The sequence below is a fragment of the Paucibacter sp. TC2R-5 genome, from assembly GCF_025717605.1.
In the GTDB taxonomy this organism is placed as follows: Bacteria; Pseudomonadota; Gammaproteobacteria; order Burkholderiales; family Burkholderiaceae_C; genus Paucibacter_A; species Paucibacter_A albus.
In genome coordinates, this window is record NZ_JAJIRQ010000004.1 from 334,505 (window position 1) to 354,010 (window position 19,506).

The window sequence follows — 19,506 nt, forward strand, 5'->3', positions numbered from 1 at the left end:
GTCATTCGCTTGCTCGCTTCAGCGGCAAGACATTGGTATTGGCATTGATGAATGCTTTGGGCTCCGAGCGGGCCGGCGCCAGCGCAGCGGGCAGGGCCAGCCATTGCCCCTGAACCTCGATCAAATGCAGGCGATCGTCGAACACCGCCTGCAGCGCTGCCCTGGTGTCGGCCCTCTGCGGCGCGCCGTGGCTGCTGACGCGGCCGGCCTGCATCACCACCAGGCTGTCGGCCTGCAAGGCCATATTGAGCTCATGCAGCACGCTGACCACGGCAACGCCCGAGGCGACCAGTTCGCGCATCAGGCCTAGCCAGTCGGCTTGATGGGGCGGATCAAGATGGGCGAGCGGTTCGTCCATCAGGAGTACCTGGGCTTGCACGGCGAGTGCGCGCGCAAGCAGAACGCGTTGGCGCTCGCCGCCCGACAAGCGGCCCAGCGGGCGTTCCCGCCAGTCCCAGCTCTGGGTCTGCTGCATCGCCTGCACCACGGCCGCATGGTCGGCGCTGCTGGGTGGCGCCAGCCAGGCCTGATGCGGCAGGCGGCCCAACATCACTACTTCATAGGCGCTCAACACATCGGAGCTGGCTTCGTTCTGGCCCAGCCAAGCCAGTTGACGCGCCCGTTCACGGGCCGCCACTGTGTTCCAGTCCTGCCCAAACAGCTGCACGCGGCCGCGCATCGGCAGCAGGCCCGCCAGGGCACGCAAGAGCGTGGACTTGCCGGCGCCGTTGGGGCCAACGATGGCAGTCCAGGCGCCTGCTTTGAGCTGCAGGCCGATCTCGCCCAGCACGGGCTGACCCTGCAAATGCACGGACTCGATCAGCGCGCTGAGCGCATTCGTTCCGGCTGAGTCTTGGGCTGAAGCTGACTTCATGTGCGAGTCTCCAACATCGGTTTGCGGTGCATCAACCAGAGCAAATAGGCACCGCCCAAGACGGTGGTGACCACACCGACCGGCAGCTCCTGAGGAGCGACTAACCAGCGCGACAAGATGTCGGCCGCCAAGAGCAAGGCGCCGCCGGTCAGGGTCGAGAGCAAGAGCAGCCAGCTGTGTGTGCAGTGCAGGCGGCTGCGCACCAGATGTGGAGCCACCAGGCCGACAAAACCGATCAAGCCTGCTTGCGCCACCGCCGCGCCGGTGGCCAGGGCCAGCACGCCGATCAGCAGCAGCCGTATCGTTTGCAGGCGCACCCCCAGCGAAGCGGCGGTCGATTCGCCCAGCGTCATCGCATCAAGGGCGCGACTGCAGGCCATGGCCGCAAGCAGGCACAGCAGCAAGAGCGGCGCCATGATGAGCACGCTGTTCCAGCCCAAAAAGCCGGTGCTGCCCATCACGAAGGCCTGCATGGGCCGCATGATGTCCGGCGCCAACATAATCATCAAGGTGGTGGCCGAGCCCAAGACCACACCGACGATGACGCCGGCCAGCAGCAAGCGCATGGTTTGCTCCACTCCGCGCGCCAGCACCAAGGTCAAGAGCACCGCGCCGATCGCGCCAAAAAACGCCGCGCCGGTCAAGCCCATGCGCAGCCACAGCGAGGCTGCCGCCGGTGAAGTGCCGGCCAGGACCAGGAGCAGGGCCACGCCCAGGCCCGCACCGGAGGATGCGCCGAGCAGATAGGGGTCGGCCAGTGCATTGCGGAACAGCCCTTGCGCCACCGCGCCGGCCAGGCCCAACAAGGCGCCGGCCACCCAGGCGCCGCTGGAACGAGGCAGGCGGATCTGCCAGAGGATTTGCTGCTGAATGGCGTCGCTGCTGTCCAGCCAGCTCAGGCCAAAGCCGGTGCTGCCTACGGCAACGCCGAGCAGCACCAATGCGCTGCTGATCAGCGTTAGCGCCAGCAGCAGAGTCAGCGGTTTGCTTGGGCGGCTCATGCGGCTTGGCTCATGGCTTTGCTAGCGGCTTCGTCTTGGTGACGGCCAGGCCGCGCAAGCAGCGTGCCATCCAGCCGGCAGCCTCGCCCATGCGGGGGCCGGGGCGGCCCATCACCTCGGACTCTTCTTTTGCGAACACGCACAGGCGCTGTTCGCGCAGCGCGCGTATGCCGGCCCAGCCTGGGCGGCTGGGCAGATTGACCGAGCTGCGCTGCGCCACCATGATGATTTGCGGATCGGCGCGAACGATGAACTCGGGGTTCAGTTTCGGAAAAGGACCCAGCTCCTTGCCGACGATGTTTTTAAGCCCTAAGCGCGCCAATGTCTCGCCAATGAAAGAGGACTCGCCAGCCGCAAAGGGCGCGCTATCGACCTCGTAGTAGACGCTCATGCCCTTGACCTCGGCCGGCACGCTGGCGGCTGCCTGGGCAATCGCCGCATCGATACTGAGCCAGACTTTTTGCGGCTCGCTCACGCCCAGCATCTCACCGACCTTGCCCAGCACGCGCCTGACATCCTCTTGGCTGCGCGTTTCCAGCACCAGCACCTTCAGACCTAAGCTGCTCAGCCGGTCTTGCACCCGCGAGGAGGGCGCAACTATCACCACATCGGGGCGCAGGGCCACCACGGTCTCGATTTGGGTGTCGTCCAGGCCGCCCAGCTTGGGCAACTTGTTGACCGATTCGGGGTAGTTGGAATAACGATCTACGCCGACCAGCCGGTCGCAGGCGCCGAGTGCACAGACCGTTTCGGTCAACGAAGGCAGCAGCGTGATGATGCGGCGCGGCGGCTCGCTCAAACGCAAGGTGTGGCCGGCGTCATCGACGATGTTGATGGGCGCGGCCACAGCATCAGCGTTGGCGCCAAACACTGCCGCAGCGAGCAGAGCGGTGGTGATGATTCTGTTCATGGTTTGCGTCCTTGCTCCACCGGCCGGGTCCAGGCCTGACCGGCCACCATCAGGGTCAGGTCTTGACAGGCTTGCGCCACTTGCTGGTTCAAGCGGCCCAGCTCGTCCACATAAAAGCGCGCCTCGCTGGACATCGGCGAGACGCCCCAGCCGACTTCGTTCGAGACAAACAGCACCGGCGAAGCGAGCTTTGGCAAGACATCCAGCAGCGCTTGCAGCTCGGCCTCCCAAGCGGCCAGATCGGGCGGGCCCGACATTGGCATCAGCCAGTTGGTCAGCCATAGGGTCAGGCAGTCGACCAGCAAAAGTCGCTGAGGGGCGGCGTTAGCCTGCAATGCCGCCGCCAGCCGCAAGGGCGACTCAACGCAAGCAAAACCGGCGGGCCGATCTTGCTGGTGGCGCGCGATGCGGGCTTGCATCTCGCTGTCCAAAGCCAAGGCAGTGGCGATCACGCAGACTTCCTTGTCCGGCCCAGATGCAGCCCAAGCAAGCGCCAGCCTCTCGGCCTGGCGAGACTTGCCGCTGCGTTGGCCACCGACGATCAGGTGATGAGCTGACGCTGCCATGATCGCCTTGCCTGCTTAAAGGGACACGCCGTGGCGCAGTCCGATGAAGAACTGACGTGGCGCGCTGGCATAGCCGCCGGCTGTTTGATATGCCTTGTCGAGGGCGTTGTCCAGCTTCAGCTGCAGTTGCAGATCGCGACCCAGCTTGTATTGGGCATCCAGACCCAGCAAGGCATAACCGCCCAAACGCTTGGTGTTGGCCGCATCGTCATAGCGCATGCCGCTGGCCACAACTTGGGCGCCCAAGGTCCACAGCCCCAAGTCGGTGTCGGCGCGCAAGCTGCCGTGCTGCTTGCTGCGGCGGGTGAGCAGCTTGCCGTAGTTTGCGTAGCCCGGGGTGTCGGTGACGTCCTTGGGGGATTGCATGTCCAGCGAGCCGCTCAGACGCAGGCTGCCAATAGCGCTTGCTCCCGTCAGCGTCAGGCCTTGCAGGCGTGCTTGGTTGACGTTTTGATAGCAGCCATACTCGCTGCGGCACAGGCCCGGCGCGCCAAAAATGATCAGGTTGTCGACCAGATTGCGGTAAACGGTCAGGCCCAGCCCGTGCACGCCTTCGCTGAACTTGATTCCGATTTCAGCGTTCTTGCCTTCTTCGGCGATCAGCTTGGGGTTGCCATAATCGCTGAAACGCTGGTACAGCGTTGGTGCGCGGAAGGCCGTGCCCAAGGAGCTCAGCACACGCCATTGTGGTGTGACTTGGTAGCCGATGGCTGCAGTGCCGGTATCGCTGCCGCCGAACTCGCTGTCCTTGTCATGGCGGCCATGCAGTTGTAGCGACAGCGGACCTGATCCCCAGATGTAGCCGGCACCAATTGCATCTTGGTGGCGTTCGGCCCTGCCCGGCGTCGGGCTTGCGGAGAGACCGCTGTTGTTGAGCCGGTCTTCCCTGCGTTCCAAGAGAGCGTTGATTTGACCATCGCCGATTTTGTAGCTGCCGTTCAAGCTGTAGCTGCGCAGCTTGGTTTCGGTCAGGTAAGGGCTGGGCCGGGTTTCGTAGCGTTCCATGGACTCACCGACGCTGAAATTGCTGTTCAGCTCGGGGTTCCACTGGGCCGTCCAGCCGGCCCGCAGGGCGCGGGTATCGGAGAGGGTCTGGTCATCGGTTTTTGGCTTGGCGGTGGCGTCGTACTGCGCATCGACATGGCTGTTCAGGCCGGTCAGCTCCAGTCTATGAGCTGCGTTCAGCTGAGCGCCCAGACGCAGGCTGGCGTTGCGGTTGCGGTAGCCGTCGTCGTCGGGGGTGAACTTGGGGTCATTCAGAACGGGGCGGGCATTGAAGCCATTGCTTTGCTCTGCGGCCACCGATACGGCGTAGTCCACGATGCCGCTGAGGCCGCTGATGGCCGCGTCCAGCTTGACCAGGCCGAGGTTGCCTGCGCCCAAGCCGAGGTCGACCTGTGGCCGGCTGTCGCCCCTGCGGGTGAAGATCTGCACCACGCCGCCGATTGCATCCGAGCCCCAGATGGCGCTGGCTGCGCCGCGCACGATTTCGACGCGGTCAATTTGAGCCAGCGGAATGGCGGCCCAAGATGCGCCGCTGCTGGCCTGCGAGTCGATGCGCTGGCCGTCGATGATGACGACGGTGTGGCGGGTGTCGGCGCCGCGTACAAACATGCTGGTGTTGGCGCCTGCTCCTCCGTTCCGGACCATCTCGAAGCCGGGTTGGCTGCGCAAGAGATCGGCCAGGCTGCCGATGGCTTGGCGCTCGATATCGGCACGGGTCAATACGGTCACATCGGACAAGACCTGGCCGAGTGCTTGCGGGCTGCGCGTCGCGGTGACGACGACACTGCCGAGTTTGTTGGGGCCAGCTCCGGGGCTGGACTGAGCCCAGGCTGCGCTTTGAACGAGGCTGGACATTAGCGCAAAAGCGAAGGGAGCCGTCGCGGACGAGGTCGCGCGAAAGGTGGGGCGTGGAAGACGCCGAGCAGAAGAAGTCATCAGGGAAAAGGCCAAACAAAGCAACCAGACATCAGCTCACCCGCTGAGGGTCTGAGGAACGGAATACCACGATCAAAGATGGTCGCGGTTCTCCACGTTGTTGGCCGGTATCCGGGCTGGTGGAGCGAAACCTGTGTCCTTCCCAGCGCTTGAAAAGCACCAGTGGAATATTGACAGGCCTTGAAACGCTGACGCGTTCCGTCCACTTACCGTTGCGGGGACAGCTCAGTTTGGGCTTGCTCCGTGGGAGCGTTGCCGTTCTGATTCCCGTTTAACTGCGCAGGCTTGAAGTTCTGCACGAGCACCAACAGCGGGGGATTCTAACCGGCCTGCTTATCCCCATTTGGCGCTTTTGGCGTTTTTGGCGTTTTTGGCGTTTTTGGAGGTTTCGGGGCTTTGGGCGCTTTAGGGGCGTGAGGCGCCTTAGGTGCATGGGTCGACGCAGGCGTTTTGGCGGCAGGAGAGCTGGCTGTCGCGCCCGGCGCCGACCCAGCAGTCTTGAGCCCGTCAATGCCGACAGTGGCGCCATTGCGCCGCCTTGCGTCGGCCTCAAGCTTCAAGCGCGCTGATTCCATGGTGTCGGCGCGTTTGGCGTCGGCCGCCACCTGCTCTTTGTTGGCCTTGGCCTGGCCGGCGCTTGGCTGATCGAACTGCAGCTGCGAGCTGCTCGCCGGCAGTTGACTCGGGCAGGGCGAGTCACGTAGATCGCGGCCTTCGGCGCCGCAGCGGTAGACGGGTATGCTGCGGGTCGTGGTTTGCGCCGCACAGACGCTGACATAAGCCGTTAGGAGGACTGTCAGAACTATGTGCGGCGTGAGCTTCATGGCAGGCTCTCGTTCAAGGGTTGAGGCTTGGCGGCCAGTTTGACTTCTGCCGTGGCTTCGGGATTGGCGGGCTTGGCCGGCTTAGGTCTTGGCGGCTTGGCGTGAATTTTGGCCAGGGCCTTGTCCATCTGGCCCGAGAGCATCAACTCGACCGAGGCCATCGATTTATCAATGCAGTCATCCACTAAATGACGCTCGGTCAGCGGCGGCTTGCGCAGCACATAGCCAGCCACTTCATCCTTGTGACCGGGGTGGCCTATCCCTAGGCGCAAGCGCCAAAAATTGGCCGAGCCGAGTTGGGCCTGCATGTCCTTCAAACCGTTGTGACCGCCGTTGCCCCCACCCTGTTTGAATTTCATTTGACCCGGCTCCAAGTCAAGCTCGTCATGAATGGCCAGAATTTCTTCCGGGGCAATCTTGAAGAAGCGCGCCAAGGGTGCGACCGACTTGCCCGATAGATTCATAAAAGTCATCGGCTGCAACAGCCAGATGGGCCCCGGCGCGCCCGGCGCGTTGTTGACCCTGGCACAAAGGCCGAAGTAGTTGCGCTCGACTTGAAGCGAGGCGCCGAGCTTGCGCGCCAAGCTATCTATCCACCAAAAACCGGCGTTATGGCGGGTGTGCTCGTATTCGGTGCCCGGATTGCCGAGGCCAACAAAGAGTCGAATCATGTTTTGATTTTATGGCGCGGGTCGTAGAACGTAAAAAGGCCCCGCAGAGCAGGGCCTTTCGAGCAAGACAGAGAAGGAAGGAAGAAAGACTTACTTCTTCTTCTTCTTCTTGCCGTCGTCCACAGGAGCTGCGGCAACGACGATGATTTCTTCGGCGGCTGGATCAACCGGTGTAGCAACCACGGGGTTTGGCTTGCCGTGTGTGACGACCTTGATGCCGGCTGGCAATGTCAGGTCATTGACGTGCACCGAGTGACCCTTTGTCAGGCCGGCCAGGTTCACTTCGATGAACTCAGGCAATTGCTGAGCCAAGCAGGTGATCAGCAATTCGGTGATCACGTGGTTGACGGTGCAAGAGTCGGTCTTGACGGCGGCCGAAGTCTCTTCGCCCACGAAGTGCAAAGGCACCTTCTTGGTGATCTTGGTCGTGTTGTCAACGCGCTGGAAGTCTGCGTGCAGAACTTGCGGCTTGTACGGGTGCATCTGGAAATCGCGCAGCAGCACTTGCGAAACGGCGCCGTTCAGTTCCATCTCGAGGATGGTGCTGTGGAAGGCTTCCTTCTTCAAGGCGTGGAACAGCGCGTTGTGATCCATTTCGATCATCGCTGGTTCGCCGGCGGCAAACACGATACCTGGGACGCGGCCAGCAACTCGCAGGCGGCGGCTCGCTCCGGTCCCCTGCAACTTGCGGTCAAAAGCTGTGAATTTCATAGTGACTCCAAAAAGGCTGAACACCCTTGAGGGTGTTCATGGTGCTGAACGCCCTTGCGGGTGTTCATGGTGTTGAGCGCCCGCGACCAGGCTGCTCGGGATGTGCGGTGTTGCGACCGCGTTTCAAATCGTCGCCAAGGTTGCCCTCGGCGCAGATTCAGAAGTTGTTGTTCTGTTCGCTGAACAGGGACGTGACCGACTCGCCGTCCGAAATCCGGCGGATCGTCTCGGCGAACAGGAAGGCCACCGACAGCTGGCGAATCTTGCCGCAGGCCTTGGCCGCGTCGTTCAGAGGAATCGTGTTGGTGATGACGACTTCGTCGATCAGAGATTTGGAGATGCGCTCAATCGCAGGGCCCGACAGAATCGGGTGGGTGCAATAGGCAAACACGCTCTTGGCGCCTCTGTCCTTCAAGACTTCGGCGGCCTTAACCAAGGTGCCTGCGGTGTCTATCATGTCATCCATGATCACGCAGTTGCGGCCATCGATCTCACCGATCACATGCATCACTTCGGACACATTGGCGGCCGGGCGGCGCTTGTCGATGATGGCCAGATCGCAACCGAGTTGCTTGGCCAGGGCGCGTGCGCGCACCACGCCGCCGACGTCGGGGCTGACCACCACCAGGTTCGAATAGTTGCGTGCCTTCAGGTCCGACAACAAAACCGGCGAGGCGTAGATGTTGTCGACCGGGATGTTGAAGAAGCCCTGGATCTGGTCGGCGTGCAAGTCCATTGTCAGCACGCGTTCGACGCCGACTTTTTCCAGCAAATCGGCCACCACCTTGGCGCTGATCGGCACACGGGTTGAGCGTGGGCGGCGATCTTGGCGGGCGTAACCGTAGTAGGGGATCACGGCGGTGATGCGACGAGCGCTGGCGCGCTTCAGGGCATCAACCATGATCAGCAATTCCATCAGGTTCTCGTTCGTCGGCGAGCAAGTTGGCTGAACGACGAAGACGTCGCGAGCGCGGACGTTTTGCTGAATCTCGACGGTGACTTCACCATCGGAGAATCGACCGACCAAGGCTTTTCCGAGGTCGAGGCCTAGATGGGTAGCAATTTCTTGGGAGAGAACCGGGTTTGCGTTGCCGGTGAAGAGGACGGTATTGAGTAGCACGAGCCATCCTTTTTAAAAGGACCCGTGGCCAGCCAGCGTGTCCGGGGTATTTCTTAAAGACCTAGCGTCTTAGCGCAAAAAACTTTGGCAGGGGAAGAAGGATTCGAACCTTCGCATGACGGAATCAAAATCCGTTGCCTTAACCAACTTGGCGACTCCCCTACACAGGACACAGCAGAGCTGCTGCACCCTATAACTTGTCTGCAATTCCTTCGAATATCTTCTCTAGAAACTGCTTCAGCTTATTTTTCATCAGCGGCCCAACCTTGCAGTGGGTGCCTATCTAAGCTGCGGCAAATTCTACCAGACCAATCTGCAGGTAAACCCTGCAACTTCGAAAAAATTTTCTGATTTAACAGATTTTCTTCCTGCTCATTCGCTGGAGTTTTAACTCTGGCGAATACTGCGCTGCCGGAGCCCGTCATTCGACTATTGCCAAACTCGGATTCCAATATATGCAGTGCTTGAACAACTTCGGCGCAGTTTGCTTCGGCTGGTTTTTGCAAGTCGTTTCTACCGAAACTTCTTGTTGAGTCGCCGAGTAACTTTGCAAGTCCTTCGTTATCCAAACTTATCAATTCTTCGTGACTCACCGTTTCGTGATTCAGCGAGCTTTCGCCCGTTTTTTTGCCTGAAGAATTGTTTGCAGGAAAGCCCGCTACTATAGCCACGTTTTTTGATCTTGCCAAGAGGGGGCTCGAAAAAATTTCTTGAGTGGAGATGCTCTGGCTCGGTTTGAGGACGGCAAACGTCAGTGGCGGCAGCTCGATCGGATGAAGAATTTCACCGATGCCTTCTACGAATGCGTGGCTGCCGCCGAGAAAAAATGGCACATCTGCACCTAGCTTCAGGCCCAGCGGCATCAGCTTGGCGAGGGGCCAGTTCAGCCCCCAGAGCCGGTTCAGGGCGAGCAGCGTGGAGGCTGCATCGCTGGAGCCGCCGCCCATGCCGGCGCCGGCCGGAATGCGTTTTTCGATCTGAATATCTACGCCGTAAGTGCAGCCGCTTTGGGCTTGCAGCAGCCGCGCTGCGCGCAGGCATAAATCATCGGGCGGCAGGCTGGCGCCCAGGTCGTGGCGCAGCAGTTGGCCGTCGCTGCGTCGCTCGAAATGCAAGGTGTCGGCCCAGTCGATCAGCGTGAAGATGGACTGCAGGAGGTGGTAGCCGTCCGGCCTTTTGCCCACCACATGCAAGAAAAGATTGAGCTTGGCCGGAGCGGGAACGTCGTAAATGGCTTGCATGAAAGAAAAAGGTCGGGAGTTTGGTTCAGGGCTCGACGCGGGCGCGCAGCGTCACTGCGGGCTCGGCCGAACGGGTTGCCACGATCAGGCCGTCTTGCAGGCCAGCCAGGTCGATGCGCCAGCCAAGCTGGCTGAAGCCGACGCCGTCTTGCCAGATCTCGCTGGGTGTTTGCGGCCAAGGGTGGCCGCGCAGCCAATCAAACAGCGCCGCCACCGGAATCGCTTCGCCCAGCAGTTCGCGGGTCAGCGCGTCAAGGTCGGAAAAGCTGCGCTCGGCGCCAGGCGTTTGCAGCATTGCTTCGCCCGGCCCCCAGCTGGCGCGGGCGAGCAGGCTGCCCAGCGGCGTGCTCAGTTCCAGTTGGCCGGCGCGCGGGTTGCCGCTGAGCTCAAAGCCGGCATTGCCGCCCGAGGCGCGGCCGGTGCTGCCGGCCACTTGCACGCTGAGCCTGCCGCTCAAGCGTACATCGCCTTCGGCCCGGATCTCGGCGGGTTTGGGTGCGACCGTGGCGCAGCCACTGAGCAGCAAGCTAGCCGCCGCAAAAAGTGTGATGAGGGTATTTTTCATGGCTGGGCCTTGAGACGTTTGACGGTTTCGCGCAGCGCTTCATTCTTGGGGTCGCGCAGCGCTCCTTCGCTCCAGATGCGCTGTGCCTCTTCACGTTGACCGCCGATCCACAAGACCTCGCCCAGATGGGCGGCGATCTCTGCATCGGGCCTGGCTGCATAGCTCAGGCGCAGCAAGCGCTGCGCCTCGGCCAAATTGCCCAAGCGGTATTCCACCCAGCCCATGCTGTCGAGAATAAAAGGCTCGGACGGCACGAAGCTGAGCGCCTTGGCGATCAGGCTTTTGGCTTCGTCCAGCCGTACATTGCGCTCGGCGAGCGAATAGCCCAGCGCGTTGTAAGCGTGGTGATGATCGGGCTTGATGGCGATAACCTTGCGCAACAAGATCTCCATCGCATCCAGTCGGTCGAGCTTCTCGGCCATCATCGCTTGTTCGTAGAGGAGGTCGGGGTCATTGGGAAAGCGCTCAACGGCTGTTGCCAGCACCTGATGCGCCGCCGACCAGTCCTGTGCGTCGCGCAGCAGCTGTGACTCGGCCAGCAGCTTGGCACGCAGTTCTTCCGGACTGGTTTCGGGCAGTGCCTGCAGCAGTTGGCGAGCTTCGCTCAATTTGCCCTGGCGGGCCAGCAAGGAGGCGCGCCGAAAGCTGGCTTCCAGCTGGCGCTGCGGCAAGTCCACCTTGAGCAGCCAGGCATCGGCCGCTTTGAGGTCGCCGCGCATTTCGGCCGCTTGGGCGAGCAAAAGCCAAGTTTGTTGCCGCGCTTCATTCGTGGCTTGCGGGTCCGCCTTGTCCTCGCCTTCACCCTCCGCCTTGAGCTGATCATTCGCCGGCGCTGACTTGCTGTCTTCAAGCTGCCTCAGGTACTCGCGCAAAGCCTTTTCCGCAGCTTCCGCGTGGCGCAGGTCCAGCTCTAGCGTGCCGAGCGCAAACCAGGCGCTGCTGGTGCTGGGTGAGGCCAGCGTGATGGCGCGAAACTCGCGCGCCGCTTCGGCCGGTCTTTGCGCACGGGCCAGCGCGCGGCCATAGGCTAGGCGAAGCGCTACGTTGTCCGGCTTGGCTCGCAGGCGCTGGGTAATCAGGGCCTCGGCCTCGCTTTGTTGGGGCAGCAACTCCAGGGCCAGTTGCATGGGCTGATCGGACAGCGGCGCGAAGCCGTCGATTTCTTGGGCCAGGGCCATCGCGCGTTTGCTGTCGCCGGCGGCCATTGCCAGTCGGGCCAAGGCTGTCTTGGCGGCCAGCTTGGTAGCGTCCTCTTGTGCAGCATTGTTCAGAACCGGCTCCAAGGCAGCCAGCACGCGCTTGGGTTCCGGGGCGCGTTGAAACAAGCCCGGCAGCGGCTCCAGCACAGCAGACCGCTGAGCCTCCGGCGTGAGGGCCAGCAGTGAGCGCAGGGGCTCCACCGCATCGGCCGGGCGGTTCAACAAGGCCAGCAACTGGATCACCATATGGTGGGCGGCGCTTGATTTGGGTTGCGACTCGCGCCAGGCTTTGGCGGCAATCAAGGCCTGATCGCCGGCACGGGCCTGCAGCGCGATATTGATGACGCGCTGAAACAAAGCTTCATCGCCGGTGCGGCGCGCCGCGTCCAGCAGTACCTGATAGGCAACACCGGGCTGGCCGGTGTTCAATTCCATCTCACCCACCAGCAATTGGTAGAACAGCGGTGCGTCCATCTCTGAATTCATGGGCGAGGGCGCCACCGCCGCGGGCGTGGCGCCGGCCCGCGCATCCGGGCTCAGCAGACTGGCCAGCAAGGCGCCGATGGCGAAGGCCCCGGCAGCGTTGCGGCGAAATTTCTCGGGCATGAAGGCTCCTGCATCAATACAAACCTGGCTCAGCGCTGAAGGGCCGAGAGGTGAGGGGGCATTCTGCCCCGATATCATGCAGGCCATGCCCGAGCTCCCCGAAGTCGAAGTCACCCGCCGCAGTTTTGCCGACGCCATTGAAGGCGCCACCGTCTTGCAGGCGCGCCTGGGCAAGCCGCTGCGCTGGCCGCTGGGCTTGGGACCGGAGCAACTGACGGGAGCACGGGTCGGTGCAGTCAGCCGGCGTGGCAAGTATCTGTGGCTGCCCTTGTCAAGGCCGGCGGCCAGCGGCGGCCTGCTCCTGCATCTGGGCATGTCGGGATCACTGGCCTTTACCCCGGGCACTGGCGCAGCTGCGGCCGGCGCCCATGATCATTTCGACTTGCAGACCGATCGCGGCCTCTTGCGCCTGACCGACCCGCGCCGCTTCGGTGCGGTGGTCTGGTCCGAGGCCTTGGCCGCCAACCCGGCGGCCAAGCTGCTGGGCGGCTTGGGGCTGGAGCCCTTTGACCCGCGCTTTGACGGCGCCCATCTGCATGCGGGCTTGAGCGGGCGGCGGGTCGCCATCAAGCTGGCCTTGTTGGCCGGCGATATCGTCGTCGGCGCCGGCAATATCTATGCGTGCGAGGCCTTGTTTCTGGCCGGTATTGATCCGCGCCTGGCTGCTTCCAAGCTCAGTCGACCGCGTGCCCAGCGCTTGGCGCAAGCGGTGCGTGGGGTGTTGGCGCAGGCCTTGGAGGCGGGCGGTACAACCTTGCGAGACTTCAAGGACGCGCATGGCGTGGCCGGCAGTTTTCAGATGCAGGCGCGCGTTTACGGCCGGGAGGGCCAGCCCTGCCTGACTTGCGGCACACCCATCCGGCGCATCGTGCAAGGCCAGCGCTCCACTTTTTTCTGTCCTCAATGTCAAAAGCGATAAACCTGCCTCAGCAATTTGCGCCGACCCTGGTTGCTTGGCAGCGCAGCCATGGCCGGCATGAGCTGCCCTGGCAAAACACCCGTGACCCTTACCGCGTCTGGCTCTCCGAGATCATGTTGCAGCAGACGCAGGTGGCAACGGTGCTGGGCTATTACCAGCGCTTTTTGGAGCGCTTTCCCGAGGTTGCCGATCTCGCTGCGGCCAGCCTGGATGAGGTGTTAGCACTTTGGGCCGGCCTGGGTTACTACAGCCGCGCGCGCAATCTGCATGCCTGTGCGCGGGCGGTGGTGGCGCTGCACGGCGGGCAGTTCCCCGGCAATGCGGCCGCGCTGCAAACCCTGCCCGGCATCGGCCGCTCGACGGCAGCGGCGGTGGCGGTGTTTTGCTTCGGCGAGCGGGTGGCGATTCTGGACGGCAATGTCAAACGGGTGTTGGGCCGCTTGCTGGCTTTTGAGGGCGACCTCGCCAGCAGTGCCGAAGAAAAACGTCTCTGGGTCTTGGCCACCGAGCTGGCGCCTGCCGAGGGCATCGTGGCTTACACGCAGGGCTTGATGGACCTGGGGTCTTCGATCTGCAGCACGCGCTCGCCGCAATGCCTGCTGTGCCCGGTGGCCGATTTATGCGCCGGTCGGCTCGAAGGCGACCCGACTCGCTACCCCATCAAGACCCGCAAACTCAAGCGTGGTCGGCGTGAGAACTGGTGGTTGTGGTTGGAGCGTGAGGGTCAGGTCTTGCTGCAGCAGCGGCCCGCCACCGGCGTGTGGGCGGGTTTGTGGAGCTTGCCGCTTTATGACGACGAGGCCGCCCTACAAGCGGCCGCCGACGCCGTCGGCGCCAAGTTGGAAGTGATGCCGCGCATCAATCATGTGCTGACTCATTTTGATTGGATACTGCACACCCGGCGCGGCGATGTGCTCAGCAAGATGAATGATGCTGAGCCCGGCGGCGTGTGGGTGGCACGAGAGCGCTTGGCCGAGTACGCATTGCCGGCGCCCTTGAAAAAAATGATTGCTTGATCCAGGCTTGAAGCTATGAACGCTGCTACCAAAAATGCTGTCGAATCCGCGCTGGTCGCCTTGTTGGCGGCAGCTTGCTGCCTGTGGTTTTTGATCTCGGCCGCCAACGCCGAAGGCGAGCCGTCGGCCGCTCTGTTGACGTTTTTGAGTCTGGGTATTGCGGCCGGGCTGATGGCCCATTGGGTCTTCATGGGCCAAGCCTTGAAGCGCAGCGGACGGCGCTTATTGCCCTGGATGCTGGCCCTGGTTTTGCTGGCGCCTTTGGCTTCGGTGGCGCTGCTGGTGCTGCTGTATTCGGACGACGAAAAACAACAGCAAGTGTGACCGCCTACTTGGCGTCCAACTCACGGTGCCGTTTCAGCACCTGGCCATGGTGCGCGAATTGTTGCGCCAAAGTTTCCACCAGATAGACCGAACGATGTTGGCCGCCGGTGCAGCCAATGGCTACCGTCAAATAGCTGCGCTGATCGGCGGCAAAGTTGGGCAGCCATTGCGCCATGAAAGCACCGATCTGACTCAGCATCAGGTTCACCTCGGGCTGGGCCGCCAAGTAGTCGGCGACCGGCTGGTCGCGCCCGTTGAGAGGGCGTAACTCCCGCTCGTAATAGGGGTTAGGCAAGACGCGTACATCAAACACAAAATCGGCGTCACTGGGCACACCATGCTTGAAGGCAAAGGACTCGAACACCAGCGTCAGCGAGTTGCCGTCCACCACGACCAGATCGCGCACCCAGGCGCGCAGCTGGGCCGGGCGAAGTTGGCTGGAGTCCAGCACGGTGGACTCGGCGCGCAAGGCGGCTAGCAGCTCGCGCTCAAGTGTGATGGCCTCCAGCAGCGCCCGGTGGCCTTCGTCCTTGCTTGTCGCGTTCTGCTCTTGACGCAAGGGATGGGGCCGGCGCGTTTCCGAGAAGCGGCGCATCAAGGTCTCGGTGTTGGCATCAAAAAAGATAGAGCGAATCGCAACCCCGTCGGCACGCAATTGCTTGAACAGGGGCAGCAACAGCGGCAAGGAGCCGGCGCTGCGCACATCCACCGCAATCGCGACCCTGCGCTCGCCGCGCTGCTGCTCAAGGCGCAAAAAGTCCAGCAAGAGGTCGGCCGGCAAATTGTCGACACAGAAGAAACCGGCGTCTTCCAGCGCGTGCATGGCCTCCGACTTGCCGCCGCCGGACATGCCGGTGACCAACACAACATTGCTTTGTATCGCCGCGTCCTGGGCTGCGGGTTCCAGCGGCTGGGCTGATAGGCGGGTCATGACTTGGCTTTCTTTGATCGCGTTTTGGTGGAAGGGGAGGCGGATAGGTCGAGCATCTCCTGTGCATGGGCCAGGCTGGTGGACGAGAGGCGCTCGCCCCCCAGCATGCGGGCAATTTCGGCCACACGGGCTTCGCCCGCCACGGCCTGCACCGTGCTCAGCGTCAGGCCTGCGTGCTGGGCTTTGGCGACCAGCAAATGCTGATCCGCGCAAGCCGCGACCTGAGGCAGATGGGTCACGGCCAGGACCTGGCGCTCGCGCCCTAACTGCTTCATCAGGCGGCCGACGATCTCGGCCACAGCGCCGCCGACACCGGCGTCGATTTCATCAAAAATCAAGGTGCCCACACCTCCGCTGTCTTGCTGGCAGGTGGTGACGGCAATGGCCAGCGCGATGCGCGACAACTCGCCGCCGGAGGCCACCTTGGCCAAGGGTCGGGGCGTGCTGCCGGCGTGCCCGGCGACCAAAAACTCGGCCGATTCCAGGCCAAAGCTTTGTGGCTGCTCTTGCTTCAGCAGGCTGACCTCGAACAGGCCGCCACTCATGCCCAGCTGCTGCATCGCCTGCGTGATGGCGGCAGCCAGTTTGGGCGCGGCATTGGCGCGCTCGCGGCTGACGCGCTGAGCTTCTTGCTCGAACATGCCGCGCGCCGCAGACAAGGCGGCGTTCAGCGCGGCCAGATCGGTGGCGGCGTCAAGTGCTTGCAATTCGCTCTGCCATTGGCTCAGCAAGTGCGCCAGTTCAGCGGGAGGGCGGCGGTAGCGGCGGGCCAAGGTCAGCCAAGCGGAAATGCGCTCGTCCAGCTCCTGCATGCGGGCGGGCTCCAGCTCGGTGCCGTGCATATAGGCGCTTAGCGTATGGCCGGCGTCTTGCAGCTGCGCCTGTGCCCCGCGCAAGGCTTCGACGGCCGGCAGCAGTCGGGCGTCATAGTCCAAGACCTTCTCAAGCAGGGTCAGGGCACCGTCGGTCTGCGATTCGGCGCTAGGCTCGGCTTCAGTCAGTGCCTCCAAGGCGCCGCGCACCGCGTCCAGCAGCGAAGCGGCATGAGCCAGGCGTTGATGTTCGGTATTGAGGGCATCCCATTCATCCAGGCCGGGCGACAACCTGGCGACTTCGCCGATTTGCCAGGCCAGCCGTTCCCGCTCACGTAACAAGTCAGTCTGGCGTGTCTCGGCGGCGGCCAAATTGTCGCTGGCCTGCTTCCAGGCGCCGTAGGCCCGACCCAAGGCCGAAGTATCCAGACCGGCATAGTTGTCCAGCAGTGCCCGCACGGCCGGCGCGCGGGTCAGGCCCTGCCAAGCGTGCTGGCCGTGGATGTCCAGCAAGCTGTCGGCCAGTTCGCGCAACTGGGACACGGTGGCCGAACTGCCATTGATCCAGGCGCGGCTCTTGCCCTGTGAGTCGATCACGCGGCGCAGCAGCAGCGTGCCGCCGCCGTCCTCAAAGCCGGCTTCTTCTAGCCAGTCGTTCAGATGGGCGGGGCGGTCAAATTCGGCGGAAATCTCGGCCCGCGCCGCGCCTTCACGCACCACGCCGGCGTCACCCCGGCTACCCAGCGCCAGTTGCAGCGCATCGACCAGGATCGATTTGCCGGCGCCAGTCTCACCGGTCAACACCGAAAAGCCGGCAGCGAAGTCCAGCTCCAGCTCGGGCACGATGACAAAGTCGCGCAGGTTCAGGCGGCGCAGCATTAACGAGCTCCCGATCGCATTGCAAAGGAGTTCATCAACTCACTCCCTCATACCAGCGCAGCTTTCTGCGCAAGGTGGCGTAATAGCTCCAGCCCTTGGGATGCAAGAAGCAAACCTTGTGGGCCGAGCGGCGCACGCTGATGCGGTCACCATGCAGCAAGCTGGCCAGGCTTTGCATATCGAAATTGACGCTGGCGTCGCGGCCGGCAACGATCTCCAGCGTCACGTCGCCGGTGTCCGGCAAGACGATGGGGCGGTTGGACAGCGTGTGCGAAGCAATCGGCACCAGCAGCCAGCCGGCAATGCTGGGATGCAGAATTGGCCCGCCGGCCGACAGCGAATAGGCGGTAGAACCGGTCGGCGAAGCAACGATCACCCCGTCGGCCCGCATATTGGCAACGAACTCGTCGCCAACATCGATGCGCAACTCCACCATGCTGGCCGTAGCACCCCGGCTCACCACCACGTCATTGAGCGCCAGTCCTTCAAAAATGCTGCGCTCGTCGCGCCAGACTTCGCCTTCGAGCATATTGCGATGCTCCATCTCGTAGTCGCCGGCCAAGATGGGTGGGAGCGCTTCGCGAAAGCGCTCCATCGAGATGTCGGTGATGAAGCCCAGTCGCCCTTGGTTGATGCCCACCAGCGGCACGCCAAAGCGGGCCATCTCGCGCGCAAATCCCAGCATCGTGCCGTCGCCGCCGACGACGATGGCCAGGTCACATTGCGCGCCCAACTGCTCATTCGACAGCGCGTCGTAATTGGTCATGCCGGTGTTCAGGGCGGTCTCTTGTTGAAGAGAAACGTCGAGGCCTTGCCGAGTGACGAACTCGGCAATCTCCTCAAGAATCGGGCGTATGCCCAGGGCCTGATGCTTGCCCACAATTGCCACATGCTGGAAACGTTTGGCCATAGCGCGGAATTACACCACAGCACTATGACGTTACGGGGAAGCCCGCGTGCTGGCCATGCAGCAGGAACCTACAATGCAAAGCATGCTTGACGAGCGATCCAAATCACTGCTGAAAACCCTGGTCGAGCGCTATATCGCCGACGGCCAGCCCATAGGCTCCCGCACGCTCTCCAAGGCCTCCGGTCTGGAGCTGAGCCCGGCCACCATCCGCAATGTGATGGCTGATCTGGAGGAACTCGGCCTCATCGCCAGCCCCCACACCAGTGCCGGGCGCATCCCGACCGCACGCGGCTACCGCTTGTTTGTCGACACCATGCTGACGGCGCAGCCGGCCCTGCTGGGCGCCGATGCCAAACCCATAGACACGCAGCTGCAGCCCGACCAGCCCCAGCGCGTGATCGCCAGCGCGGCCCATCTGCTGTCCAGCCTGTCCAACTTTGTCGGCGTGGTGACGGCGCCGCGCAAGCCCGGCGTTTTCCACCACATCGAGTTTTTGCGTCTGGGCGATAGGCGCGTCTTGGTCATCATGGTGTCGCCCGACGGTGATGTGCAGAACCGTGTCATCTTCACCGCCCAAGACCTCAGCCAAACCGAGTTGGCCGAAGCCAGCAATCGCCTCAACGCCCATTACGCGGGCCTGAGCCTGGAGGCGGTGCGCGAGCGCTTGAAGAACGAGGTTGACGAGTTGCGCGGTGAAATCGCCAGCTTGATGAGCGCGGCCGTGCAAGCGGGCACCGAGGCCATGGCCGATGAGGAAGAGCGGGTGGTCATCTCCGGCGAGCGCAACTTGCTCACCGTGCAAGATTTTGGTAACGATATGGGCAGCCTGCGGCGCTTGTTCGATGTGTTCGAGCAAAAGACACAGCTGATGCGCTTGTTGGACGTGTCCAGCCGCGCCGAGGGTGTGCGCATCTATATTGGTGGCGAGAGTCAGGTTGTGCCTTTCGAGGAACTGTCCATCGTTTCGGCGCCCTACGAGGTGAATGGCCAGGTCGTCGGCACCTTGGGCGTCATTGGGCCGACGCGCATGGCCTATGACCGGATGATTCAGATCGTTGACATTACTTCCAGAATGATCAGCCAAGCGCTGTCGCAGAAGTAGCCGGCGCGCGGCGTTGAAGCGCTCCTATACAATCGCGCGCTTCCGCTGTAGCGGTGGAAGCGAAGAAACCCCCAGGGGGCCGTTAGCTCAGTTGGTTAGAGCAGAGGACTCATAATCCTTTGGTCATAGGTTCAAGTCCTATACGGCCTACCAAGTAAATCAAGCACTTAGCGCGAATCAGCTCTGAGTGCTTTTTTGATTCCGGGTGCTTGGTGCCAGTCCTGTGCCACTGCTTGCCGGATTGCACCGTTTGCCATCCCCGTCATCTCCGTATGACTGTACGGACGCGAACGCTTTGAACCACTTTTGCGCGCCATTTGACGCAGGCGCCTAGCGCCTTGCTTCTCTAGGCCGGCCCGCTCTGTGCTTCGCTAAGAGAGCGCA

At 62.6% G+C, this 19,506-nt stretch carries 19 protein-coding genes, 2 tRNA genes and 1 riboswitch; of the genes, 5 read left to right on the forward strand and 16 right to left on the reverse strand.

Annotated features, from left to right (window positions below; genetic code table 11):
* Window position 1: 1 nt before the first annotated feature.
* The 13 genes from LNV08_RS11565 to LNV08_RS11625 all read right to left on the reverse strand — a co-directional run bounded on the left by LNV08_RS11565 (window position 2) and on the right by LNV08_RS11625 (window position 12,229).
* A complete protein-coding gene (locus LNV08_RS11565) occupies window positions 2-874 on the reverse strand; it encodes an ABC transporter ATP-binding protein (RefSeq protein ID WP_263533847.1) in 873 nt (290 codons plus the stop codon).
* Complete coding sequence (locus LNV08_RS11570; protein WP_263533848.1) at window positions 871-1,875, reverse strand: FecCD family ABC transporter permease; 1,005 nt, start codon at window positions 1,873-1,875, stop codon at window positions 871-873. The genes LNV08_RS11565 and LNV08_RS11570 overlap by 4 nt, the downstream gene beginning before the upstream one ends.
* Before the next feature lie 10 nt (window positions 1,876-1,885).
* On the reverse strand, window positions 1,886-2,785 hold the full coding sequence (locus LNV08_RS11575) for an ABC transporter substrate-binding protein (RefSeq protein WP_263533849.1): 900 nt from the start codon (window positions 2,783-2,785) through the stop codon (window positions 1,886-1,888).
* On the reverse strand, window positions 2,782-3,351 hold the full coding sequence (gene cobU, locus LNV08_RS11580) for a bifunctional adenosylcobinamide kinase/adenosylcobinamide-phosphate guanylyltransferase (protein ID WP_263533850.1): 570 nt from the start codon (window positions 3,349-3,351) through the stop codon (window positions 2,782-2,784). Before cobU ends, LNV08_RS11575 begins: the two co-directional genes overlap by 4 nt.
* 15 nt (window positions 3,352-3,366) lie before the next feature.
* On the reverse strand, window positions 3,367-5,211 hold the full coding sequence (locus LNV08_RS11585) for a TonB-dependent receptor plug domain-containing protein (protein ID WP_263533851.1): 1,845 nt from the start codon (window positions 5,209-5,211) through the stop codon (window positions 3,367-3,369).
* 165 nt (window positions 5,212-5,376) lie between these two features.
* A riboswitch (cobalamin riboswitch) is annotated at window positions 5,377-5,616 on the reverse strand.
* The gene (locus LNV08_RS11590; protein WP_263533852.1) at window positions 5,613-6,116 is read right to left on the reverse strand and encodes a hypothetical protein; all 504 of its coding nucleotides are present in this window, start codon (window positions 6,114-6,116) and stop codon (window positions 5,613-5,615) included. (Overlaps the previous riboswitch by 4 nt.)
* Window positions 6,113-6,787 carry an aminoacyl-tRNA hydrolase gene (pth, locus tag LNV08_RS11595; RefSeq protein WP_263533853.1) on the reverse strand — a complete coding sequence of 225 codons (675 nt, stop codon included), beginning with the start codon at window positions 6,785-6,787 and terminating at the stop codon, window positions 6,113-6,115. The genes LNV08_RS11590 and pth overlap by 4 nt, the downstream gene beginning before the upstream one ends.
* A 90-nt stretch (window positions 6,788-6,877) precedes the next feature.
* Complete coding sequence (locus LNV08_RS11600; protein WP_263533854.1) at window positions 6,878-7,498, reverse strand: 50S ribosomal protein L25/general stress protein Ctc; 621 nt, start codon at window positions 7,496-7,498, stop codon at window positions 6,878-6,880.
* A gap of 157 nt (window positions 7,499-7,655) precedes the next feature.
* Window positions 7,656-8,618: a ribose-phosphate pyrophosphokinase gene (locus LNV08_RS11605; protein ID WP_263533855.1), complete on the reverse strand. Its 963-nt coding sequence runs from the start codon at window positions 8,616-8,618 to the stop codon at window positions 7,656-7,658.
* Between the two features lie 85 nt (window positions 8,619-8,703).
* A tRNA-Gln gene (locus LNV08_RS11610) sits at window positions 8,704-8,780 on the reverse strand.
* 80 nt (window positions 8,781-8,860) lie between these two features.
* On the reverse strand, window positions 8,861-9,859 hold the full coding sequence (ispE, locus tag LNV08_RS11615; protein WP_263533856.1) for a 4-(cytidine 5'-diphospho)-2-C-methyl-D-erythritol kinase: 999 nt from the start codon (window positions 9,857-9,859) through the stop codon (window positions 8,861-8,863).
* Window positions 9,860-9,884: 25 nt separating this feature from the next.
* Complete coding sequence (locus tag LNV08_RS11620; RefSeq protein ID WP_263533857.1) at window positions 9,885-10,424, reverse strand: lipoprotein insertase outer membrane protein LolB; 540 nt, start codon at window positions 10,422-10,424, stop codon at window positions 9,885-9,887.
* Window positions 10,421-12,229 (reverse strand): tetratricopeptide repeat protein, encoded by a 1,809-nt coding sequence (locus tag LNV08_RS11625; RefSeq protein WP_263533858.1) that lies wholly within the window; start codon window positions 12,227-12,229, stop codon window positions 10,421-10,423. Before LNV08_RS11625 ends, LNV08_RS11620 begins: the two co-directional genes overlap by 4 nt.
* Window positions 12,230-12,314: 85 nt before the next feature.
* On the opposite strand from LNV08_RS11625, the gene mutM reads away from it, so the two are divergent.
* From mutM to LNV08_RS11640, 3 genes are read left to right on the forward strand one after another with little or no spacing between them, the layout of a single operon-like run.
* On the forward strand, window positions 12,315-13,148 hold the full coding sequence (gene mutM, locus LNV08_RS11630) for a bifunctional DNA-formamidopyrimidine glycosylase/DNA-(apurinic or apyrimidinic site) lyase (protein WP_263533859.1): 834 nt from the start codon (window positions 12,315-12,317) through the stop codon (window positions 13,146-13,148).
* Entirely contained in the window at window positions 13,133-14,164 is a 1,032-nt protein-coding gene (mutY, locus tag LNV08_RS11635) for an A/G-specific adenine glycosylase (protein WP_263533860.1), read from the forward strand. The genes mutM and mutY overlap by 16 nt, the downstream gene beginning before the upstream one ends.
* 15 nt (window positions 14,165-14,179) lie before the next feature.
* Window positions 14,180-14,488, forward strand: a complete 309-nt coding sequence (locus LNV08_RS11640; RefSeq protein ID WP_263533861.1) for a hypothetical protein — start codon at window positions 14,180-14,182, stop codon at window positions 14,486-14,488.
* A gap of 4 nt (window positions 14,489-14,492) precedes the next feature.
* On the opposite strand, the gene rapZ is transcribed toward LNV08_RS11640, so the two are convergent.
* Genes rapZ through LNV08_RS11655 form a run of 3 tightly spaced genes read right to left on the reverse strand, consistent with a single transcriptional unit; the run spans window position 14,493 to window position 18,020 of the window.
* Window positions 14,493-15,419, reverse strand: a complete 927-nt coding sequence (gene rapZ / locus LNV08_RS11645) for an RNase adapter RapZ (protein ID WP_263533862.1) — start codon at window positions 15,417-15,419, stop codon at window positions 14,493-14,495.
* The gene (gene recN, locus LNV08_RS11650) at window positions 15,416-17,110 is read right to left on the reverse strand and encodes a DNA repair protein RecN (protein WP_263533863.1); all 1,695 of its coding nucleotides are present in this window, start codon (window positions 17,108-17,110) and stop codon (window positions 15,416-15,418) included. The genes rapZ and recN overlap by 4 nt, the downstream gene beginning before the upstream one ends.
* 34 nt (window positions 17,111-17,144) lie before the next feature.
* Entirely contained in the window at window positions 17,145-18,020 is an 876-nt protein-coding gene (locus tag LNV08_RS11655) for an NAD kinase (RefSeq protein ID WP_263533864.1), read from the reverse strand.
* An 82-nt stretch (window positions 18,021-18,102) separates the two neighbouring features.
* Between LNV08_RS11655 and hrcA the strand changes: the two genes are divergently transcribed.
* Entirely contained in the window at window positions 18,103-19,122 is a 1,020-nt protein-coding gene (hrcA, locus tag LNV08_RS11660) for a heat-inducible transcriptional repressor HrcA (protein WP_263534082.1), read from the forward strand.
* 76 nt (window positions 19,123-19,198) lie between these two features.
* A tRNA-Ile gene (locus LNV08_RS11665) sits at window positions 19,199-19,275 on the forward strand.
* Window positions 19,276-19,506: the final 231 nt, after the last annotated feature.